Here is a 15597-nt window from a genome sequence, read left to right on the forward strand (position 1 = left end):
ATGACCGCCCTCCTCGACCAGGACCTGCTCGCCTTCGACCGCGCGCACCTCTGGCATCCCTACACCTCGATGACCGAGCCGGCGCCGGTGCACCTGGTCACCGGCGCGCGGGGCTGCGAGCTGGAGATCGACGGCACCTGGGTGGTCGACGCGATGTCGTCGTGGTGGTCGGCGATCCACGGCTACCGGCACCCGGCCCTCGACTCGGCCCTCGTCGAGCAGGCGGCACGGTTCAGCCACGTGATGTTCGGCGGTCTCACCCACGAGCCGGCCGTGGAGCTGGGCCGGCGACTGGTCTCGATCACCCCGGAGCCGCTGAAGAGGGTCTTCCTCGCCGACTCCGGCTCGGTGTCCGTCGAGGTCGCCCTGAAGATGGTGCTCCAGTGCCAGCGCGGGCGCGGACGCCCCGAGCGCACGCGGATGCTCACCGTCCTCGGCGGCTACCACGGCGACACCTTCGACTGCATGTCCGTCACCGACCCGGTCGGTGGGATGCACGCGATGTGGGCGGGCCTGCTGCCCGACCAGGTCTTCGGCCCCCGGCCGCCGGCGCACGACGCGGACGCGGCCGACATCGCCTCCTGGGCGGCCGCGCTGCACGCGCTCGCCGCGCGGCACGCACCCGAGCTCGCGGGCATCGTCGTGGAACCGCTGCTCCAGGGTGCGGGCGGGATGTGGCCCTACCCGGTGGCGTGCCTACGGGTCCTCCGCGAGATCGCCGACGAGCACGGGCTGCTCCTGGTGTTCGACGAGATCGCGACCGGCTTCGGCCGCACCGGGCACCTGTTCGCCAGCGAGCTGGTCACGCCGGACGTCCTGTGCCTGGGCAAGGCGCTGACCGGTGGGTACCTCACCCTGGCGGCCGTGCTGACCACCGACGAGGTGGCGCGCGGGATCTCGGCGAGCGAGTCCGGCGTCCTCATGCACGGACCGACCTTCATGGGCAACCCGCTCGCGTGCGCGGTGGCCAGCGCGTCGATCGACCTGCTGCTCTCCGGCGACTGGACGGGGCGGGTCGGCGCGATCGGCGAGCGGCTGGCCTCGGGGCTCGCCCCGTTGCGCTCGGCGCCGGGGGTGGTCGACGTCCGGACCATCGGCGCGGTGGGCGTGGTCAAGCTCGACCACGACGTCGACGTCGTCGCGGCCACCGAGGCCGCGCTGGCCGCGGGGGTGTGGCTGCGGCCCTTCCGCGACCTGGTCTACGCGATGCCGCCCTACGTCGCGGGAGCCGATGCGCTCGACCGGCTGGTCGCCGGCATGGGCGCGGCGGTGAGCGCCGGATGAGCACCACCTGGGAGAGCTGGCTGGCCGACGAGGCGGCGGCGCGGGAGGCCGCGGGGCTGACCCGCCGGCTGCGTTCGCGCACCGTCGACGACACGACGATCGATCTCGCGGGCAACGACTACCTCGGGCTGGCGCGGGACGCCACGGTCCGGCGGGCGGCCGCCGAGGCCGCGTTGCGCTGGGGCTCGAGCGCGAGTGCGTCGCGCCTGGTCACCGGCACGTTGACGCTCCACGACGAGCTCGAGACCGAGCTGGCGGCGTACCTCCGGCAGCCTGCGGCGCTGGTGCTCTCGACCGGCTACCACGCGAATCTCGCTGTCGTGACCGCCCTCGCCGACCGCACGACCCGCGTGCTGTCGGACGCCCACATCCATGCGTCCCTGGTCGACGCCGTCCGGCTCTCGCGGGCGCGGCTGAGCGTCATGCCCCACAGCGACGTCGAGGCCGTGCGCTCCGGCCTGGTCGCGGCGGCGGCCGCCGACGAGCGGGCGATGGTCCTGGTCGAGTCGGTCTACTCCGTGCTCGGCGACGCGGCGCCACTCGTCGAGCTGGCCGCGCTCTGCGCGGAGTACGACGCGCTGCTGGTCGTCGACGAGGCACACGGCGTGGGCGTGCACGGACCGGGACTGGTCGCGAACTCGGGACTCGCCGGCCTCCCCCACGTCGTGGTGACGGCGACCCTGTCGAAGTCGCTGGGCGCGCAGGGCGGCGCCGTCCTCGGCCCGGTCGCGCTGCGCGAGCACCTGGTCAACCGGGCCCGGCCGTTCATCTTCGACACCGGACTCGCGCCGGCCCCGACGGCGGGAGCCCTCGCCGCGCTGCGGGCGATCCGCGAACGTCCCGGGCTGGGCGCCCTCGTGCGGCATCGGGTCGCCGCGCTGGCCGACACCCTCGGCGTCGTCGCCCCGGCCGGAGCGGTCCTCTCCGTCCCGATGTCGTCGCCCCGGGCGGCGGTCGCCGCCCAGGCCGCGGCCCTGGAGGCCGGGCTGCGCGTCGGCTGCTTCCGCCCGCCGTCGGTCCCCGACGGCATCTCGCGGCTGCGGATCACGGTCACCGCCGGCGTCTCCGACGACGACTGGGCTCGCGCGGTCGAGGTCCTCGACGCCCTCGTGAAGGAGCACCAGTGACCGCCGCCGCGCCGCGCGTGACCGTGGTGACCGGGACGGACACCGGGGTCGGCAAGACGATCGCCACCGCCGCCCTCGCCGCCCGCGCACGCGCCGCCGGCGAGCGGGTGCTCGTCGTGAAGCCGGTGCAGACCGGCGTCGGCGGCGCCGATCCGGATCCCCACGACGCCGCGACCGTCGCCACGCTGACCGGCGTGGACGTGCTCGAGCTCGTGACGCTCGACGAGCCGCTCGCCCCCGACACGGCCGCCCGCCGTCAGGGCGTGGCGATCCCGCCCGTGCGCGAGCACGTCGCCCGGATCCGCAAGCTGCTGCCGGCGTACGACCTCGTGATCGTCGAGGGCGCCGGGGGGCTGCTGGTGCGCCTCGACGGCGAGGGCGGCACGCTCCTCGACCTCGCCCGCGACCTGACGTTCGCCCTGCGCGGCCCGCACGGATCCCCGGTGGAGGTGGTCATCGTGTGCCGTGCGGGTCTCGGCACCCTCAACCACACCGAGCTCACCGTCACCGCGCTGCGCGCTGTCCAGATCGAGCCGGCCGGCCTGGTCATCGGCTCCTGGCCGGAGACTCCGGGCGTCGCCGAGACCTGCAACCGCACGGACCTCCCCCGCGTCACCGGCGTACCGGTCCTCGCGGTCCTTCCCGACGGCGCGGGCTCGCTCGCTCCGGGCGACTTCCGCACCGCCGCCCCCACCTGGTTCGCCTGAACGTCACCAGAGCGGCGGTCGGCGGTCGTGCCACGGGGCGGCGGCCTCGACCTGGGCGGCGAGGGAGAGGAGCAGCTCCTCCTCGGCGGGGCGGGCGGCGAGCATCATGCCGATCGGAAGGCCCTCGGGGCTCTGGTGGAGCGGTAGCGAGATGGCCGGCATGCCGGTGACGTTCCACGCCGAGGTCCACGGGGTGAACCGCTTCTGGGCCTCGAAGTCGGCAGCCGGGTCCGCGTCGTCGCGCAGCGCCCCGACGAGGAGCGGCGGGGTGGCGAGCGTCGGCGTGAGCACGATGTCGTACGGCGCCAGCGCGACCAGCGCATCTGCCGCGTAGCGGCGCATCGCTCCGATCGCCAGACCGAACTCCGGTCCCGACACGGCCTCGCCGCGCTCGCCCAGCCAGCGGGTGAGCGGCCGGAGCTGCTGGCGCTGCGCGGGATCCAGCGGCACCGTGGACAGCGCGGTCAGGACCGCCCAGCAGGTCTCGAAGACGCCCACGGCCTCCGGCGGCAGCGGGACGGGCACGTCCTCGACCGCGTGGCCGAGTGACGCGAGCAGACGGGTCGTGGCGTCGTACGCGCGCTGGACGTCGGGATGCACGTCGACGTCCGCGATCACCGGCGTGTCGAAGCAGGCGATGCGCAGCCGGCCGGGCTCGCGGCCCGCCGCGGACAGGAACGTGCCGGACGGGTCCGGCGCCCAGGCGGGGTCGCCCGCGCGGCGGCCGGCGAGCACGTCGAGCAGCGCGGCGGCGTCGGCCACGCTGCGGGCGATCGGGCCCGCGACCGCGAGGCCGACCGGGTCGCCGTACATGGGGAACCCGCTGATCCGGCCGCGGGTCGGCTTGAGCCCGACCAGGCCGCAGCAGGACGCGGGGATCCGGATCGAGCCGCCACCGTCGGAGCCCTGGGCGACCGGGATCAGCCCGGCGGCGACCGCCGCGGCCGCCCCGCCTGACGAGCCGCCCGCCATCCGGGTGGTGTCCCAGGGCGTGACCGCCGGCGGACGTCCCTCCGGCTCGGTGTAGCAGGGCGAGCCGAACTCCGGCGTGCTGGTCTTCCCCAGGCTGATCATCCCCGCGTCCTCGATCGCGAGGGTGACGCCGTCGGAGACCTCGGGGACATAGCCGGCGAACGCCGACGACCCGAAGGCGGTGGGGACGCCGCGGGTCAGGTTCAGGTCCTTGATGGCGGTCGGTACGCCGGCCAGCGGCGACGCGCCCTCCCCCACCGGCCCGACGGCCGAGACCTCCCGTGCCCGCTGCCGCGCGGCATCCGGGTCGCGGAAGACGAACGCGCCGTCGACGTACTCCCGAGGGAGACGCACGGCGCGTTCGAGGTAGTGCTCGGTGAGCTCGACGGGGCTGATCTCACCGGTGCGGATCAGCGCCCCCTGCTCCAGGGCGGTCAGGTCGTGGAGTTCGGCCACGCCCCGAGGCTAGCCCGCCTCAGGCGGCGGTGACGGTGGGGGTGAACTCGGCGAGGCGGGCGAGGGCGGCGAACAGCTTGGCGCGGACCTCGGCGTCGGTGGTGGGGTCGACGTCGATCGCGGACTGCGAGACCGTGACGTCCTCCACCACGACCGCGCCGGCGATGCCGGCGGAGCGGGCGGTGTCGCCGTGGGCCCACTTGCCGCCGTACGGCGTCGGGGTGGCGCCGAGGACGCCGAACGGCTTGCCGACGATCGCGCCGGCGCCGTACGGGCGGGACAGCCAGTCGATGGCGTTGTTGAGGACGGCCGGCATGGTGCCGTTGTACTCGGGGGTCACCGCCAGCACCCGGTCGGCCGAGGCGACCCGGTCGCGCAGGGCGACCGCGGTCGCGGGAGCGTCCGCGCCGTCGATGTCCTCGTTGTAGAACGGGATCTGGTCGAGGCCGTCGACGATGTCGAGCGTGACTCCGGCGGGCGCCTCGTCGCGCAGGATCTCGGCGATCTTGCGGTTGACGGAGCCGGCCCGGAGGCTTCCGACGAGCACGGCGACGTGGGTGTTCTGGATGTCAGTCATGAGAGGCGAAACGGACTGTGGTCCGCTTTCATTCCCCGCGCTCGCGACAGTTTTCGTCGTCCAGGGTCGGTGGCGCCTCCTACGCTGGGCGCACCATGTCCAAGAACCTCCCGCTGCTGACGGCCGCGCCCGCCGTGCGCGCCGACGCGGCGCGCAACCGGGAGGCGCTGCTCCGGGCGGCCGCGGAGCTGATCGAGCGCTGCGGCGTGGACGACCTCACCACCGACGCCGTCGCGGCCCGGGCCGGCGTCGGCAAGGGCACCGTGTTCCGTCGCTTCGGAAGCCGCGAGGGGCTGATGGCCTCGCTCCTCAACCACCGGGAGGAGGAGTGGCAGGCGAGCGTGATCAGCGGCCCGGCGCCGCTCGGTCCGGGCGCGCCGCCGATGGAGCGGCTGCTCGCCTTCGGTGCCTCCCGGCTGCGCCACCACCGTGAGCAGGCCACGCTGATCGAAGCGGCGGGCAGCACCTGGGGTGAGAACTACGCCGTGCTCGGCTTCGTGTCGCTGCACGTGCGGATGCTGCTCGCGCAGCTCGGCGTCCAGGGTGACCTGGCCTACCTCGCGACCGCTCTGGTCGCCCCGCTCGGCGTGCCGGTGCTGCGCCAGCAGATCGACCACGGCGGGATGAGCGAGGAGCAGGTCCTCGCCGGGTGGGCCGACCTGGTCCGCCGCGTGGTGTGACCGTCACCTGCCCTCAGCCCGCACCTGGTGCGGGCCGAGGGCAGGTCAGGCGCCCTTCCCCGGACAGCGGGGGCAGCGCCGGAGCGCTCCGGTCCAGCCCCGGCGCTGGAGCACCCGGGCGACCCAGAGCGCGGTCCGGCACGGATCGTCGAACACCAGGCCGTAGGTGACCCGGAGGGTGATGGCGTCGCTGGCCGCGACCTCCGCCAGATCGCGCCGGGCGTCGTTGTCGCGGGCTCGGGCACCGTCGTGGTACGCGCGGCCGTCGAGCTCGACCACGACGCCGAACTCCTCGATCCGGAGGTCCTGCTCGGTCCGGCTCCCCGTGGCGTGGCTGGTGTGCTGGCGCCGACCACCCGGCAGGCCGTGGGCACGTTCGACCTGATGGAGGTAGCCGCGCTCGAGCACCGAGCAGGCACCCTGCTCAAGATCGTCGATCATGCCGGCGACGAGGGCGCGGCGGGTGACCTTGACCCGGTCGGCGAGGGCGGCCCGCAGCGTGCGGGGCACGACCTCGCGGGTGAAGCAGGCCCGGGTGAGGGCGGCGTACGCGCCCGCGACGTCGTCCGCCCGGATCCGGGCCTCCAGCACGTCGATCGTCGCGTGCGGCGGCACCATCCGGGGCGGACGCCGGCGCCAGTCGACCCGGGACGCCAGATGCGCGCTGCGGTGGACCACCACCCCGGCGATCGGGCGCAGGGTGCGGTCGGGACCGACGCACACATGGATCATCGGCGGCTCGCCGCCCGGCATCGCGGACTCGTGGGACAGCGCGGCCGGGGCGTACGCGAACAGGGCCACCCACTCGCGCTGGCGCCTGGTCAGGACACCGGTGTGGTCGACGTACACGCCGGGCTCGACCTGGCGCAGCTCACGGCGCCGGGTCATCCGGGCGATGTCGTGATCGGTGCCGCCGAGGCCGAGGAGCTGCCCGCGGGCGACCACGCCGTTCTGCTCGCGGCGCAGGATGACCTGGAGTGCCGGATCGGAGAAGTCGAGGTGGCGTGGCATGGCCGCATGCTGGCACCGACGAGCGCTCGGCTCCAGTGAATGCCGGCGTACCTGTGGACAACCCAGCCGGTGAGGCGCTCGACCTGCCCTCCGCCCGCAGCAGGTGCGGGCCGAGGGCAGGTATCAGCTCCGGTGGTGACGCAGCAGACCGTAGGTGAGGCTGTCGGCGAGCGCCTCCCACGAGGCCTCGATGACGTTGGCGCCGACACCGACGGTCACCCACGGCGAGGCCCCGTCGGTGGTCTCGATCAGCACCCGCGTGATCGCGTCCGTGCCGTGTCCCTGGTCGAGGATGCGGACCTTGAAGTCGATCAGCTCGAACTGCGCGATCTCCGGGTAGGCCTGCGAGATCGCCGAGCGCAGCGCCTGGTCCAGGGCGTTGACGGGGCCGTTGCCCTCGCCCGTCACGACGTACCGGACACCGGCGGCCGCGAGCTTCACGGTCGCCTCGGAAACTGCGCCGTCGACGGCCTCCTCGCCCGCCCGTGTCATTCCTAGAGCGTGGGTGAGGGTCTCGGTGATCACCCGCCAGCTCTCGACGTCGAAGTACGACGGGCGCTGCCCGTCCACCTCCTCGGCGAGCAGCAGCTCGAAGGAGGCGTCCGCCGCCTCGAAGGTGTAGCCGCGGGACTCCAGCTCCTTGACCCGGCCGGTGACCCGGGTGACCAGCTCCGGGTTGTCGGACAGATCGAAGCCGAGCTCCCTGCCCTTGAGCTCGATGGTCGCGCGACCGGCCATGTCGGAGACCAGCAGTCGCATGTCGTTGCCGACACCCGCCGGATCCATGTGCTGGTAGAGGTCCGGGTCGACCTTGATCGCGCTGGCGTGCAGGCCGGCCTTGTGGGCGAAGGCCGACGCACCGACGTACGGCTGCCGGGCGGCCGGCGGGACGTTGGTGACCTCCGCGACCGCGTGGGCGATCCGGGTCGCCTCACGCAGCAGGCCCGGCGGGAGCACCTGGCGGTCGAGCTTGAGCTCGAGGTTGGCGACGACATTGATCAGGTCGGCATTGCCGGTGCGCTCGCCGTAGCCGTTGATGCAGCCCTGCACGTGCGTCGCGCCGGCGTCGACGGCGGCCAGCGTGTTGGCGACGGCCAGACCGGTGTCGTTGTGGCAGTGGATGCCGACCCGGACCTGGGCACTCTCGACCACGTCGTGCACCACGTCGGAGACCCACCCCGGCAGCATCCCGCCGTTCGTGTCGCAGAGCGCGACCACCTCGGCGCCGGCGTCGTACGCCGTCCGCAGCACCTCGAGCGCGTAGGACCGGTCGAGGCGGTAGCCGTCGAAGAAGTGCTCGGCGTCGAGGAAGACCTGCTGACCCTCGGCCCGCAGGTGGCCGACGGTGTCGCGGATCATCGCGAGGTTCTCCTCGGGCGTGGTCCGCAGCGCCTTCTCGACGTGACCGACGTGCGACTTGGCGACCAGGGTCACGACACCCGCACCGCTGTCGCGCAGCGCCGCGACCTGCGGGTCGTCGGCGGCCAGCCGGCCGGCGCGCCGCGTGGAGCCGAAGGCCGTGAGGCGCGCGTGCTTGAGGTCCAGCTCCTCGGCCGCGCGCCGGAAGAATTCGGTGTCCTTCGGGTTCGCCCCCGGCCAGCCGCCCTCGATGAACCCCACGCCCAGTCCGTCCAGGTGCCGCGCGATGGCGAGCTTGTCGGCCACCGTGGGGTTGAGCCCCTCCTGCTGCATGCCGTCGCGCAGGGTGGTGTCGTAGACGTGGAAGGAGCCGTGCAGGTCCAGGGGGAGGTCGCGCTGCTGGGTCATCGGGATCTCTCGCGTGATGGGTCCGGGCAAAACAAAAGCCTCCCGGAGCACAGGAGGCTGGCGCGTCTGACGGGTCAGACGCGCTAGGTAATGATGGTGGTGAGCGTGGTCACGCGCCCTAGTCTGCCACGGATGGCGAGACGCACGTCTCAGAGTCCGAACGGCCCGCTGGACCAGGGCGTCCAGCTGACCCCGTTGCCCGCGGCGAGCGCGCCCAGGCCACCGGCCACCGCCAGCAGCACCGCGCAGGCCAGCAGCCACGGCACCGGGCGGCGGGCCAGGGGGTCGAGGACCCGCGAGATCGGCAGGCGGAAGCGGGTGCTCCCCGGCCCCGACCACAGCGCGAGACCGAGGGTCGCGCCGCAGGCCAGCAGCGTGGTCGGGACGTCGAGCTGGAGCGCGTAGCCCAGCAGCCCGGCCGCGACGCCCAGCCCGGCGCTCCAGGTGACCAGCACGACGGTGCCGGTCACACCGCGGATCAGGTGCCAGGGACTGGTGGTGAGCCAGCGCAGGCCGTCGTACCACTTCGCGCCCCGGACGGTGCGCCGGTCGGCGACCGCCGAGGTCGCCAGGGACCCGGCGCGCAGCAGCCAGACCGCGAGCACGACCACCGCGGTCGCGACCCACGGCGCCGCCGCGAAGCCCGCCCCGAGTGCCACGGCGCCGAGGCCCACGGCGACCCAGCGCCGGATCCGCTCGGCGAGCGGGGGGCGCGGCTGCGGGGCGAAGGGGTGCTCGGGATCCCATTCCTGGTCGAACTGCTCCTCCATCCGGGTCATCGCCGCGGCGGGCGGCGGGGGCAGCGGAGGGAGCGGAGGCACCGACTGGAGCGGCGGAGCGGGCATCGGTGGCAGCGAGGTCGGCGGGCCGACCTCGGTCGGCAGTGCCCGGGTGCCGGGCGCGGCCGGGTCCGGCACGGTGGGAGGCGTCACCGGACCGGGAGCGACCGGGCCGCTCCCCTGCCCGGCCAGCGCGAGCGGCAGGGTGACGTCGTCCACCACCGGGGACGGGGGGACGCGCGCGCTCGGGGGCGGGACGGGAGGCAGCTCGGGTCGGGTGCTGAGGGGGCGCAGCCAGGCCAGCAGCTCCTCGAGCAGCGGTCGCTCGAGCGGCTCGGGATCCAGGGCGGCGGCGAGGACCTCGGCCAGGGGGCTCTCGATGCCGGTGAGGTCGTGCTGGCCGCGGCGGGTGCGATCCATCACGGCCATCGCCGGACCGCGGCCGTACGGCGCCCGGCCGCTCGCGGCGTACGCGACGGTCGCGGCCCAGGCATGCACGTCGGCGGCGGGAGTCGCCTCGTCGCCGTACAGGATCTCGGGGGCGAGATAGCCCGGGGTGCCGAGCAGCCAGCCGGTCTGGGTGAGCCGGATGTCGTCGGCGACCCGGGCGAGCCCGAAGTCGATGAGGATCGGGGTGCGGCCCTCCATCAAGACGTTGCCCGGCTTGACGTCGCGGTGCAGGACGCCGGCGCCGTGGACCGCGGCCAGGCCCTCCGCGAGGCAGCCCGCCAGCCAGAGCAGGTCGCGTCCGGCGATCGGGCCCTCGGCCGCGACATGGCCGTGCAGCGAGAGCCCCGGCACGTACCGGGTGACGACATAGGGCACCTCGGCCCACGGGTCGGCGTCGAGCATCTCCGCCACCCAGGGGCTGCGCACCCGGGTCAGCGAGCCGACCTCACGGGCGAGCCGGTGCCGCGCCTCCTGGTCGCCGACGACCTGCGGGCGCAGCACCTTGAGCGCTACGCGCTGCCCGTCCGGGCCCTGGGCGAGGTGGACGATGCCCATCCCGCCCTCGCCGAGCCTGGTCAGCAGCGCGTAGCGCCCCACCTGGGTGGGCGCACTGCTCTCGGGCCGGATCGTCACACCGCGAGGCTACCCGCGAGCGTCGAGCTCGGCGATCAGGCGCTTCGGGGCGACGCGCCGGTACGACGCGTCGACGAGCTCGGCGATCTCCGCCCAGTCGACGCCCGGATCGGCGAGATCGATCGCGCGGCCGCCGTACGGTCCGTAGTAGGCGGGCACGAAGAACCGGGCGTCCTCGTCGATGGCCGGCAGGTCGACGCCGTCGGGGGTGAAGATGAAGGCGCTCGGCACCATCCGGTGGTTGCCGGGGCTCAGCTTCTCCGAGCCGCCGAAGGCCGCGAAGATCTTGCCGGCCCGGAAGGTCGGCCGGCCGTGGCTGATCCGCTCCTCGGCGCCGGGTAGGGCCAGGCAGATCTCCCGGAGCTCGCGGAGCCCCGGATCGTCGTCGCTGAACACGATCGGGTGCGCCATGGAGCCAGTATGGGTCGTCAGCCGACGGGGCGCCGACGGGACCGGGCGAGCAGGCCGAGGCCCGCCACCAGCATCGTGCCGCCGACGGCCAGCCACACCAGGTCCGGTCCGCCCGTGTCGGGCAGGGCCGCACCGCTGCCGCCGCCCGACCCGGATCCGCCCGACCCGGATCCGCCCGACCCGCCGTCGCCCGCAGGCTGCGACGTCGGGGTGGGTGTCGGGGTGGGTGTCACGGGCGGCTGAGCCGCGAGCACGAAGTCCTGTCCGCCGACGATCTCCCCGGCCGCGGTGATCGTCACGGTGCGCTGGGCCACGCCCACGATGTCGCTGCCGTCGGGAGCGGTGACCCGGATCGTGTAGCTGCCCGGGGCGAGGCCGTCGGTGTAGTAGCCGCCCTCGGCGTCGGTGGCCAGCGTGCGGGCACCGCCCGGGCCGTCCACCGTGACCGTGACGCCCGCCCGGGGCGCTCCGCTCCCCTGCTGCGTGACCTGGCCGCCGACGGCACCGGGCCGACCCAGGGCGAAGTCCTGACCGACGACATCGTCGGTGGCGACGGTGACCGACCGCGTCGTCGTACCGGTGTAGCCGGGGCGTGCCTCGATCGTGATCGTGTAGTCGCCCGGCACCAGGCCGGGGACGACGTAGCGGCCGTCGCCGCCGGTGACCGCCGTGACGGGCGCCCCGCCGCCGGACGGCGTGATCGTCACCTGGACGCCGCCCAGGCCGTGCCCGCCACCGGTGACGGTGCCCGCGATCGACGGCAGGGCGACCACGACGAAGTCCTGGCCGGTGACGGCCGCGTCGACGACGTCGACGCCGGTGCGGGTCGTGCCGGCGGGCCCGGGTGCATAGCCGTCGGGCACGCCGATCGCGATGCTGTAGTCGTCGCCGACCAGGTTGTCGTCGAAGAGGTAGCCGCCGTCCGCGGTGGTCGTGGTGGTGACGGTGCCGCCGCCAGGTCGGGTCAGGGTGACCTGGACGCCGGCGACCGGGTTGTCGTCGTCATCGCGGACCGTGCCGCTGATCGGGTAGGGGATGATCTCGCGCAGGTCGAAGTCCGCCCGCGACGGAGGGTCGCCGTCGTTGCCGACGTTGGACACCGCACGCTGGACCGGACCGACGACCGCGCACGTGTCCGGGGCGTCGAGCAGCACGGTGTAGCCCGACTGGGTGGCGAACTCTCCGAAGGAGTAGCTGCCGTCGGGTGCCGGCCGGGTCGTGGCCAGCTCCTCGCCGTACGGCGACACGAGGGTCAGCATGCTGTCCTGGACCGGACAGGTCCCGGAGGTCACCGCGACGGTGCCGCCGATCGGGCGGGCCCGGCTGACGAACCAGGTCTGGTAGACGGGGAAGCCCGCGCGCCGCGTGAACGTGAAGGTGAGGCTGGTCAGCGGCAGATCGGGCTCGAACCAGCCGGACGCGCCGTCGGTGTCGATCGCTCCGGCGTTGCCGGTCAGCGTGCTCGAGCCACTGTCCCAGGTGGGCAGGTCCGTGCCGCCCGCGTGGTTGAACCTCCCCTGGAACCACGTGTCGACCCGCGCCGCCGGCACCGGCTCGCCGGCGGCATCGGTCGCGCTCACCCGTACCGCGTCGGCGTCGATGTCACCGAGCACGAAGGCCCAGCCGGTCTCGGGTGTCGGGTTCTCGAAGGAGTACGTCGTGGTGGACGGCATCGTGGCCGTGTCCGCCTTCGGCCGCAGCACGACGTAGGGCTGGTCCTTGCTGGATCCGTACTTCGCGCCCGGTGCGGTGCTCGCCCCGAGGAACGTCGAGGCACCCGACGGGAGCTGGACGTTGGCCCGCGAGTCGCTGGCCATCGTCGCCTCCGGGAAGCCCGTCGCCTGCTGCCGCATGGTCGCGGTGTAGGCGTTCGATGCCCCCGTGGGCGCGGTCCAGGCGGCCCAGGTGTCGGTCATCGCCGCGGCGGGCGTGACCAGTCCTCCCGCGAGCAGCAGCAGTGATCCGACGACGGCGGTCCCCGAGACCCTCCACCAAGTCATGGGGCCATCCTGCCCCGGCTTGCGGTGCCATGTGAAGCACCCGGGACCTAGGTCCCGGGTGCTTCACCTGGACTCAGGAGACGCGGTGCATCCAGCCGAAGGTGTCCTCGGCGCGGCCGAGCTGGACGTCGACGAGCGCCTCGCGGATCCGCATGGTGAGGTCCTGGCCGGCCGGGGCGGGAGTCTCGCCGCCGGCATACTTCAGCGAACCGACCGGGGTGACCACCGCGGCGGTGCCGCAGGCGAAGATCTCGGTGATCCGGCCGCTGGCGACGCCGTCGCGCCACTCGTCGATGCCGAATCGCCGCTCGGTGACCTGGTGGCCCATCTTGCCGGCGAGCTCGATGATCGAGGAGCGGGTGATGCCCTCGAGGATGGTGCCGGTCTCCGGGGTGACGATGGAGCCGTCGTCGAAGACGAAGTACATGTTCATCCCGCCGAGCTCCTCGACGTACCTGCCCTCCTGGGCGTCGAGGAAGACCACCTGGTCACAACCCTCGGCGGAGGCCTCCTGCTGGGCGACGAGGGACGAGGCGTAGTTGCCGCCCGTCTTGGCCGCGCCCATCCCGCCGCGACCGGCGCGGGTGTACTCCTCGGTCAGCCACAGCGTGATCGGCTTGATGCCGCCCTTGAAGTACGCGCCGGCCGGGCTGGCGATCACCATGAAGGTGACGTGCTGGGCCGGTCGGACGCCGAGGAACTTCTCCGAGGCGAACATGAACGGGCGCAGGTAGAGACTCTGCTCGCCGCCGTCGGCGTTGCCCGGGACGAAGCGCGCGTCGACCTTCACCAGCTCCTCGACGGCCTGGATGAAGTCGGGGACCTCCAGCACGGGCAGCGCCAGCCGGTGGCTGGACCGTGCCATCCGCTCGGCGTTGGCCTCGGGCCGGAAGAGCCACAGCGAGTCGTCGTCGTGGCGGTAGGCCTTCATGCCCTCGAAGGTCTCCTGCGCGTAGTGCAGGACGGCCGCCGCGGGGTCGAGGGTGATCGGTCCGTACGGCGTGATGCGCGCGTCGTGCCACCCCTGCTCCGGCGTCCACTCGACGGTGAGCATGTGGTCGGAGAAGTGCGTGCCGAAGCCGGGGTTGGCCAGGATCTCCGCCAGGCGGGCGTCGTCCGTGGGGTTCGCGGACAGCGTGGTCGTGATCTGCATGGTCATCAGGTTAGTCCTCGTTAACGCGGGTCGACAGTCGGCCGCTCGGCGAGCTTGCGAGCCGAGCCCGGGGAACCGCGAGCGAAGCGAGCCTGGTTCTCCGGAATGAAGGAGCGGCGAGCGAAGCGAGCTCCTTCCGGTCGCTCAGCGACCGGGTCGCGAAGCGACTACCCGGCTACTCGCGCGGCGATCGCGTCGCCCACCTCGGGCGTGCTCCGCTGCTGGCCCGGGTCGCGCGCCTCGAGGTCGGCGAGCACCGCCGCCTCGACCTTCGCCGCCGCCTCGGGGTGACCGAGGTGGTCGAGCAGGAGTGCGCCGGACAGGATCGCGGCGGTCGGGTCGGCGATGAGCTGACCGGCGATGTCGGGGGCCGAGCCGTGCACGGGCTCGAACATGGAGGGCGCGGTCCGGTCCGGGTTGACGTTGCCGGAGGCCGCGAGCCCGATGCCACCGCTGATGGCGGCGGCGAGGTCGGTCACGATGTCGCCGAACAGGTTGTCGGTCACGATGACGTCGAAGCGCTGCGGGTCGGTCGTCAGGTAGATCATCACCGCGTCGATGTGGCTGTAGTCAGTGGTGACGTCCGGGTACTCCTCGGCCACCTGCTGGAACAGGCGCCACCAGACCTGGCCGGCATGGACGAGCACATTGGTCTTGTGGACCAGGGTGAGCTTCTTGCGGGGACGCTTGCTGGCCCGCTCGAAGGCGTCACGGACGACCCGCTCGACGCCGTAGGCGGTGTTGACCGAGACCTCGGTGGCGACCTCGGCCGGCGTACCGACGCGCAGCGCGCCGCCGTTGCCGGTGTAGGGCCCCTCGGTGCCCTCGCGCACGACGACGAAGTCGACCTCGCCCTTGCCCAGCACCTCGTCGGACAGCGGCGACACCGAGCCCGGGTAGATGCGCGAGGGGCGCAGGTTGACGTAGTGGTCGAGCTCGAAGCGGAGCTTGAGCAGCAGGCCGCGCTCGAGGATGCCCGGGGGCAGGTTCGGGTCGTTGGGCTTGCCGCCGACCGCGCCGAGCAGCAGGGCGTCCTGGTCGCGGATCTCCTCCAGCACACTGTCCGGCAGCACCTCGCCGGTGCGCAGGTAGCGCTCGGCGCCGAGGTCGTACTGGGTCTGCGCGAACTTCAGGTCCGCCGGTGCGGCGACCTCGAGCACCTTGAGGGCCTCGGCGGTCACCTCGGGCCCGATCCCGTCGCCGGGGATGACGCCGAGCGCGACCTGGCCGGTGGTGACGGGGGCTGCAGCGGAGGAGTCGGTCATGGGGCAAAACCTAGTTGTCGTCGGGTCGGGCTTCGTCGCCGTCTCGCAGGTCAGTCCGCAAGAAGCCCGGCGCCTCTCGGTGCGAGGGCTGCTCCGGGTCGTGGCGCGCAGGACCCCACTCCGAGTCGTCGGCGGTCAAGGTGGCGTACCCGGTCGGATTGGTACGACGGACGCTGGTGGCGGTGCTGGACATGGCTGGTCTCCGTGTGACGGGACCCGTCGAGACGATCTGCGGCGGGCCGGGGTGGTGGTCCGAGGGGCCCGCGCGGAATCAGGGGATCGCCGCAGTCACCGCGGCGAGGTGGCCTCTCTCAGGCCTCGCCGC

The 15597-nt window shown here is 73.6% G+C and carries 14 protein-coding genes; 4 read left to right on the forward strand and 10 right to left on the reverse strand.

Annotation, left to right across the window (positions count from 1 at the left end):
* Genes KVF89_RS08585 through bioD form a run of 3 tightly spaced genes read left to right on the forward strand, consistent with a single transcriptional unit; the run spans window position 1 to window position 3118 of the window.
* The gene (locus KVF89_RS08585; protein ID WP_257424898.1) at window positions 1-1284 is read left to right on the forward strand and encodes an adenosylmethionine--8-amino-7-oxononanoate transaminase; all 1284 of its coding nucleotides are present in this window, start codon (window positions 1-3) and stop codon (window positions 1282-1284) included.
* On the forward strand, window positions 1281-2411 hold the full coding sequence (locus KVF89_RS08590; RefSeq protein WP_257424899.1) for an 8-amino-7-oxononanoate synthase: 1131 nt from the start codon (window positions 1281-1283) through the stop codon (window positions 2409-2411). The genes KVF89_RS08585 and KVF89_RS08590 overlap by 4 nt, the downstream gene beginning before the upstream one ends.
* The gene (gene bioD, locus KVF89_RS08595; protein ID WP_257424901.1) at window positions 2408-3118 is read left to right on the forward strand and encodes a dethiobiotin synthase; all 711 of its coding nucleotides are present in this window, start codon (window positions 2408-2410) and stop codon (window positions 3116-3118) included. Before KVF89_RS08590 ends, bioD begins: the two co-directional genes overlap by 4 nt.
* Before the next feature lie 3 nt (window positions 3119-3121).
* On the opposite strand, the gene KVF89_RS08600 is transcribed toward bioD, so the two are convergent.
* Window positions 3122-4546 carry an amidase gene (locus KVF89_RS08600; RefSeq protein WP_257424903.1) on the reverse strand — a complete coding sequence of 475 codons (1425 nt, stop codon included), beginning with the start codon at window positions 4544-4546 and terminating at the stop codon, window positions 3122-3124.
* Between the two features lie 19 nt (window positions 4547-4565).
* Window positions 4566-5123: an NADPH-dependent FMN reductase gene (locus KVF89_RS08605; protein ID WP_257424905.1), complete on the reverse strand. Its 558-nt coding sequence runs from the start codon at window positions 5121-5123 to the stop codon at window positions 4566-4568.
* A 95-nt stretch (window positions 5124-5218) separates the two neighbouring features.
* On the opposite strand from KVF89_RS08605, the gene KVF89_RS08610 reads away from it, so the two are divergent.
* On the forward strand, window positions 5219-5803 hold the full coding sequence (locus KVF89_RS08610; protein WP_257424906.1) for a TetR/AcrR family transcriptional regulator: 585 nt from the start codon (window positions 5219-5221) through the stop codon (window positions 5801-5803).
* A gap of 45 nt (window positions 5804-5848) precedes the next feature.
* On the opposite strand, the gene KVF89_RS08615 is transcribed toward KVF89_RS08610, so the two are convergent.
* The 8 genes from KVF89_RS08615 to KVF89_RS08650 form a co-directional block, all read right to left on the reverse strand.
* On the reverse strand, window positions 5849-6814 hold the full coding sequence (locus tag KVF89_RS08615; RefSeq protein ID WP_257424907.1) for a putative endonuclease domain-containing protein: 966 nt from the start codon (window positions 6812-6814) through the stop codon (window positions 5849-5851).
* Between the two features lie 123 nt (window positions 6815-6937).
* Window positions 6938-8581 carry a citramalate synthase gene (gene cimA, locus KVF89_RS08620; RefSeq protein WP_257424908.1) on the reverse strand — a complete coding sequence of 548 codons (1644 nt, stop codon included), beginning with the start codon at window positions 8579-8581 and terminating at the stop codon, window positions 6938-6940.
* Window positions 8582-8730: 149 nt separating this feature from the next.
* Entirely contained in the window at window positions 8731-10443 is a 1713-nt protein-coding gene (locus KVF89_RS08625) for a serine/threonine-protein kinase (RefSeq protein ID WP_257424909.1), read from the reverse strand.
* Window positions 10444-10452: 9 nt separating this feature from the next.
* Window positions 10453-10854: an MmcQ/YjbR family DNA-binding protein gene (locus KVF89_RS08630; RefSeq protein ID WP_257424910.1), complete on the reverse strand. Its 402-nt coding sequence runs from the start codon at window positions 10852-10854 to the stop codon at window positions 10453-10455.
* A 17-nt stretch (window positions 10855-10871) separates the two neighbouring features.
* Window positions 10872-12854: a carboxypeptidase regulatory-like domain-containing protein gene (locus tag KVF89_RS08635; RefSeq protein WP_257424911.1), complete on the reverse strand. Its 1983-nt coding sequence runs from the start codon at window positions 12852-12854 to the stop codon at window positions 10872-10874.
* 73 nt (window positions 12855-12927) lie between these two features.
* Window positions 12928-14007, reverse strand: a complete 1080-nt coding sequence (locus tag KVF89_RS08640) for a branched-chain amino acid aminotransferase (RefSeq protein ID WP_257425269.1) — start codon at window positions 14005-14007, stop codon at window positions 12928-12930.
* Window positions 14008-14174: 167 nt separating this feature from the next.
* Window positions 14175-15272 carry a 3-isopropylmalate dehydrogenase gene (locus KVF89_RS08645; RefSeq protein ID WP_257424913.1) on the reverse strand — a complete coding sequence of 366 codons (1098 nt, stop codon included), beginning with the start codon at window positions 15270-15272 and terminating at the stop codon, window positions 14175-14177.
* Between the two features lie 10 nt (window positions 15273-15282).
* Window positions 15283-15465 carry a hypothetical protein gene (locus KVF89_RS08650; RefSeq protein WP_257424914.1) on the reverse strand — a complete coding sequence of 61 codons (183 nt, stop codon included), beginning with the start codon at window positions 15463-15465 and terminating at the stop codon, window positions 15283-15285.
* Window positions 15466-15597: the final 132 nt, after the last annotated feature.

Origin of the sequence: Nocardioides carbamazepini (assembly GCF_024614185.1) — a bacterium.
Taxonomy (GTDB): domain Bacteria; phylum Actinomycetota; class Actinomycetes; order Propionibacteriales; family Nocardioidaceae; genus Nocardioides; species Nocardioides carbamazepini.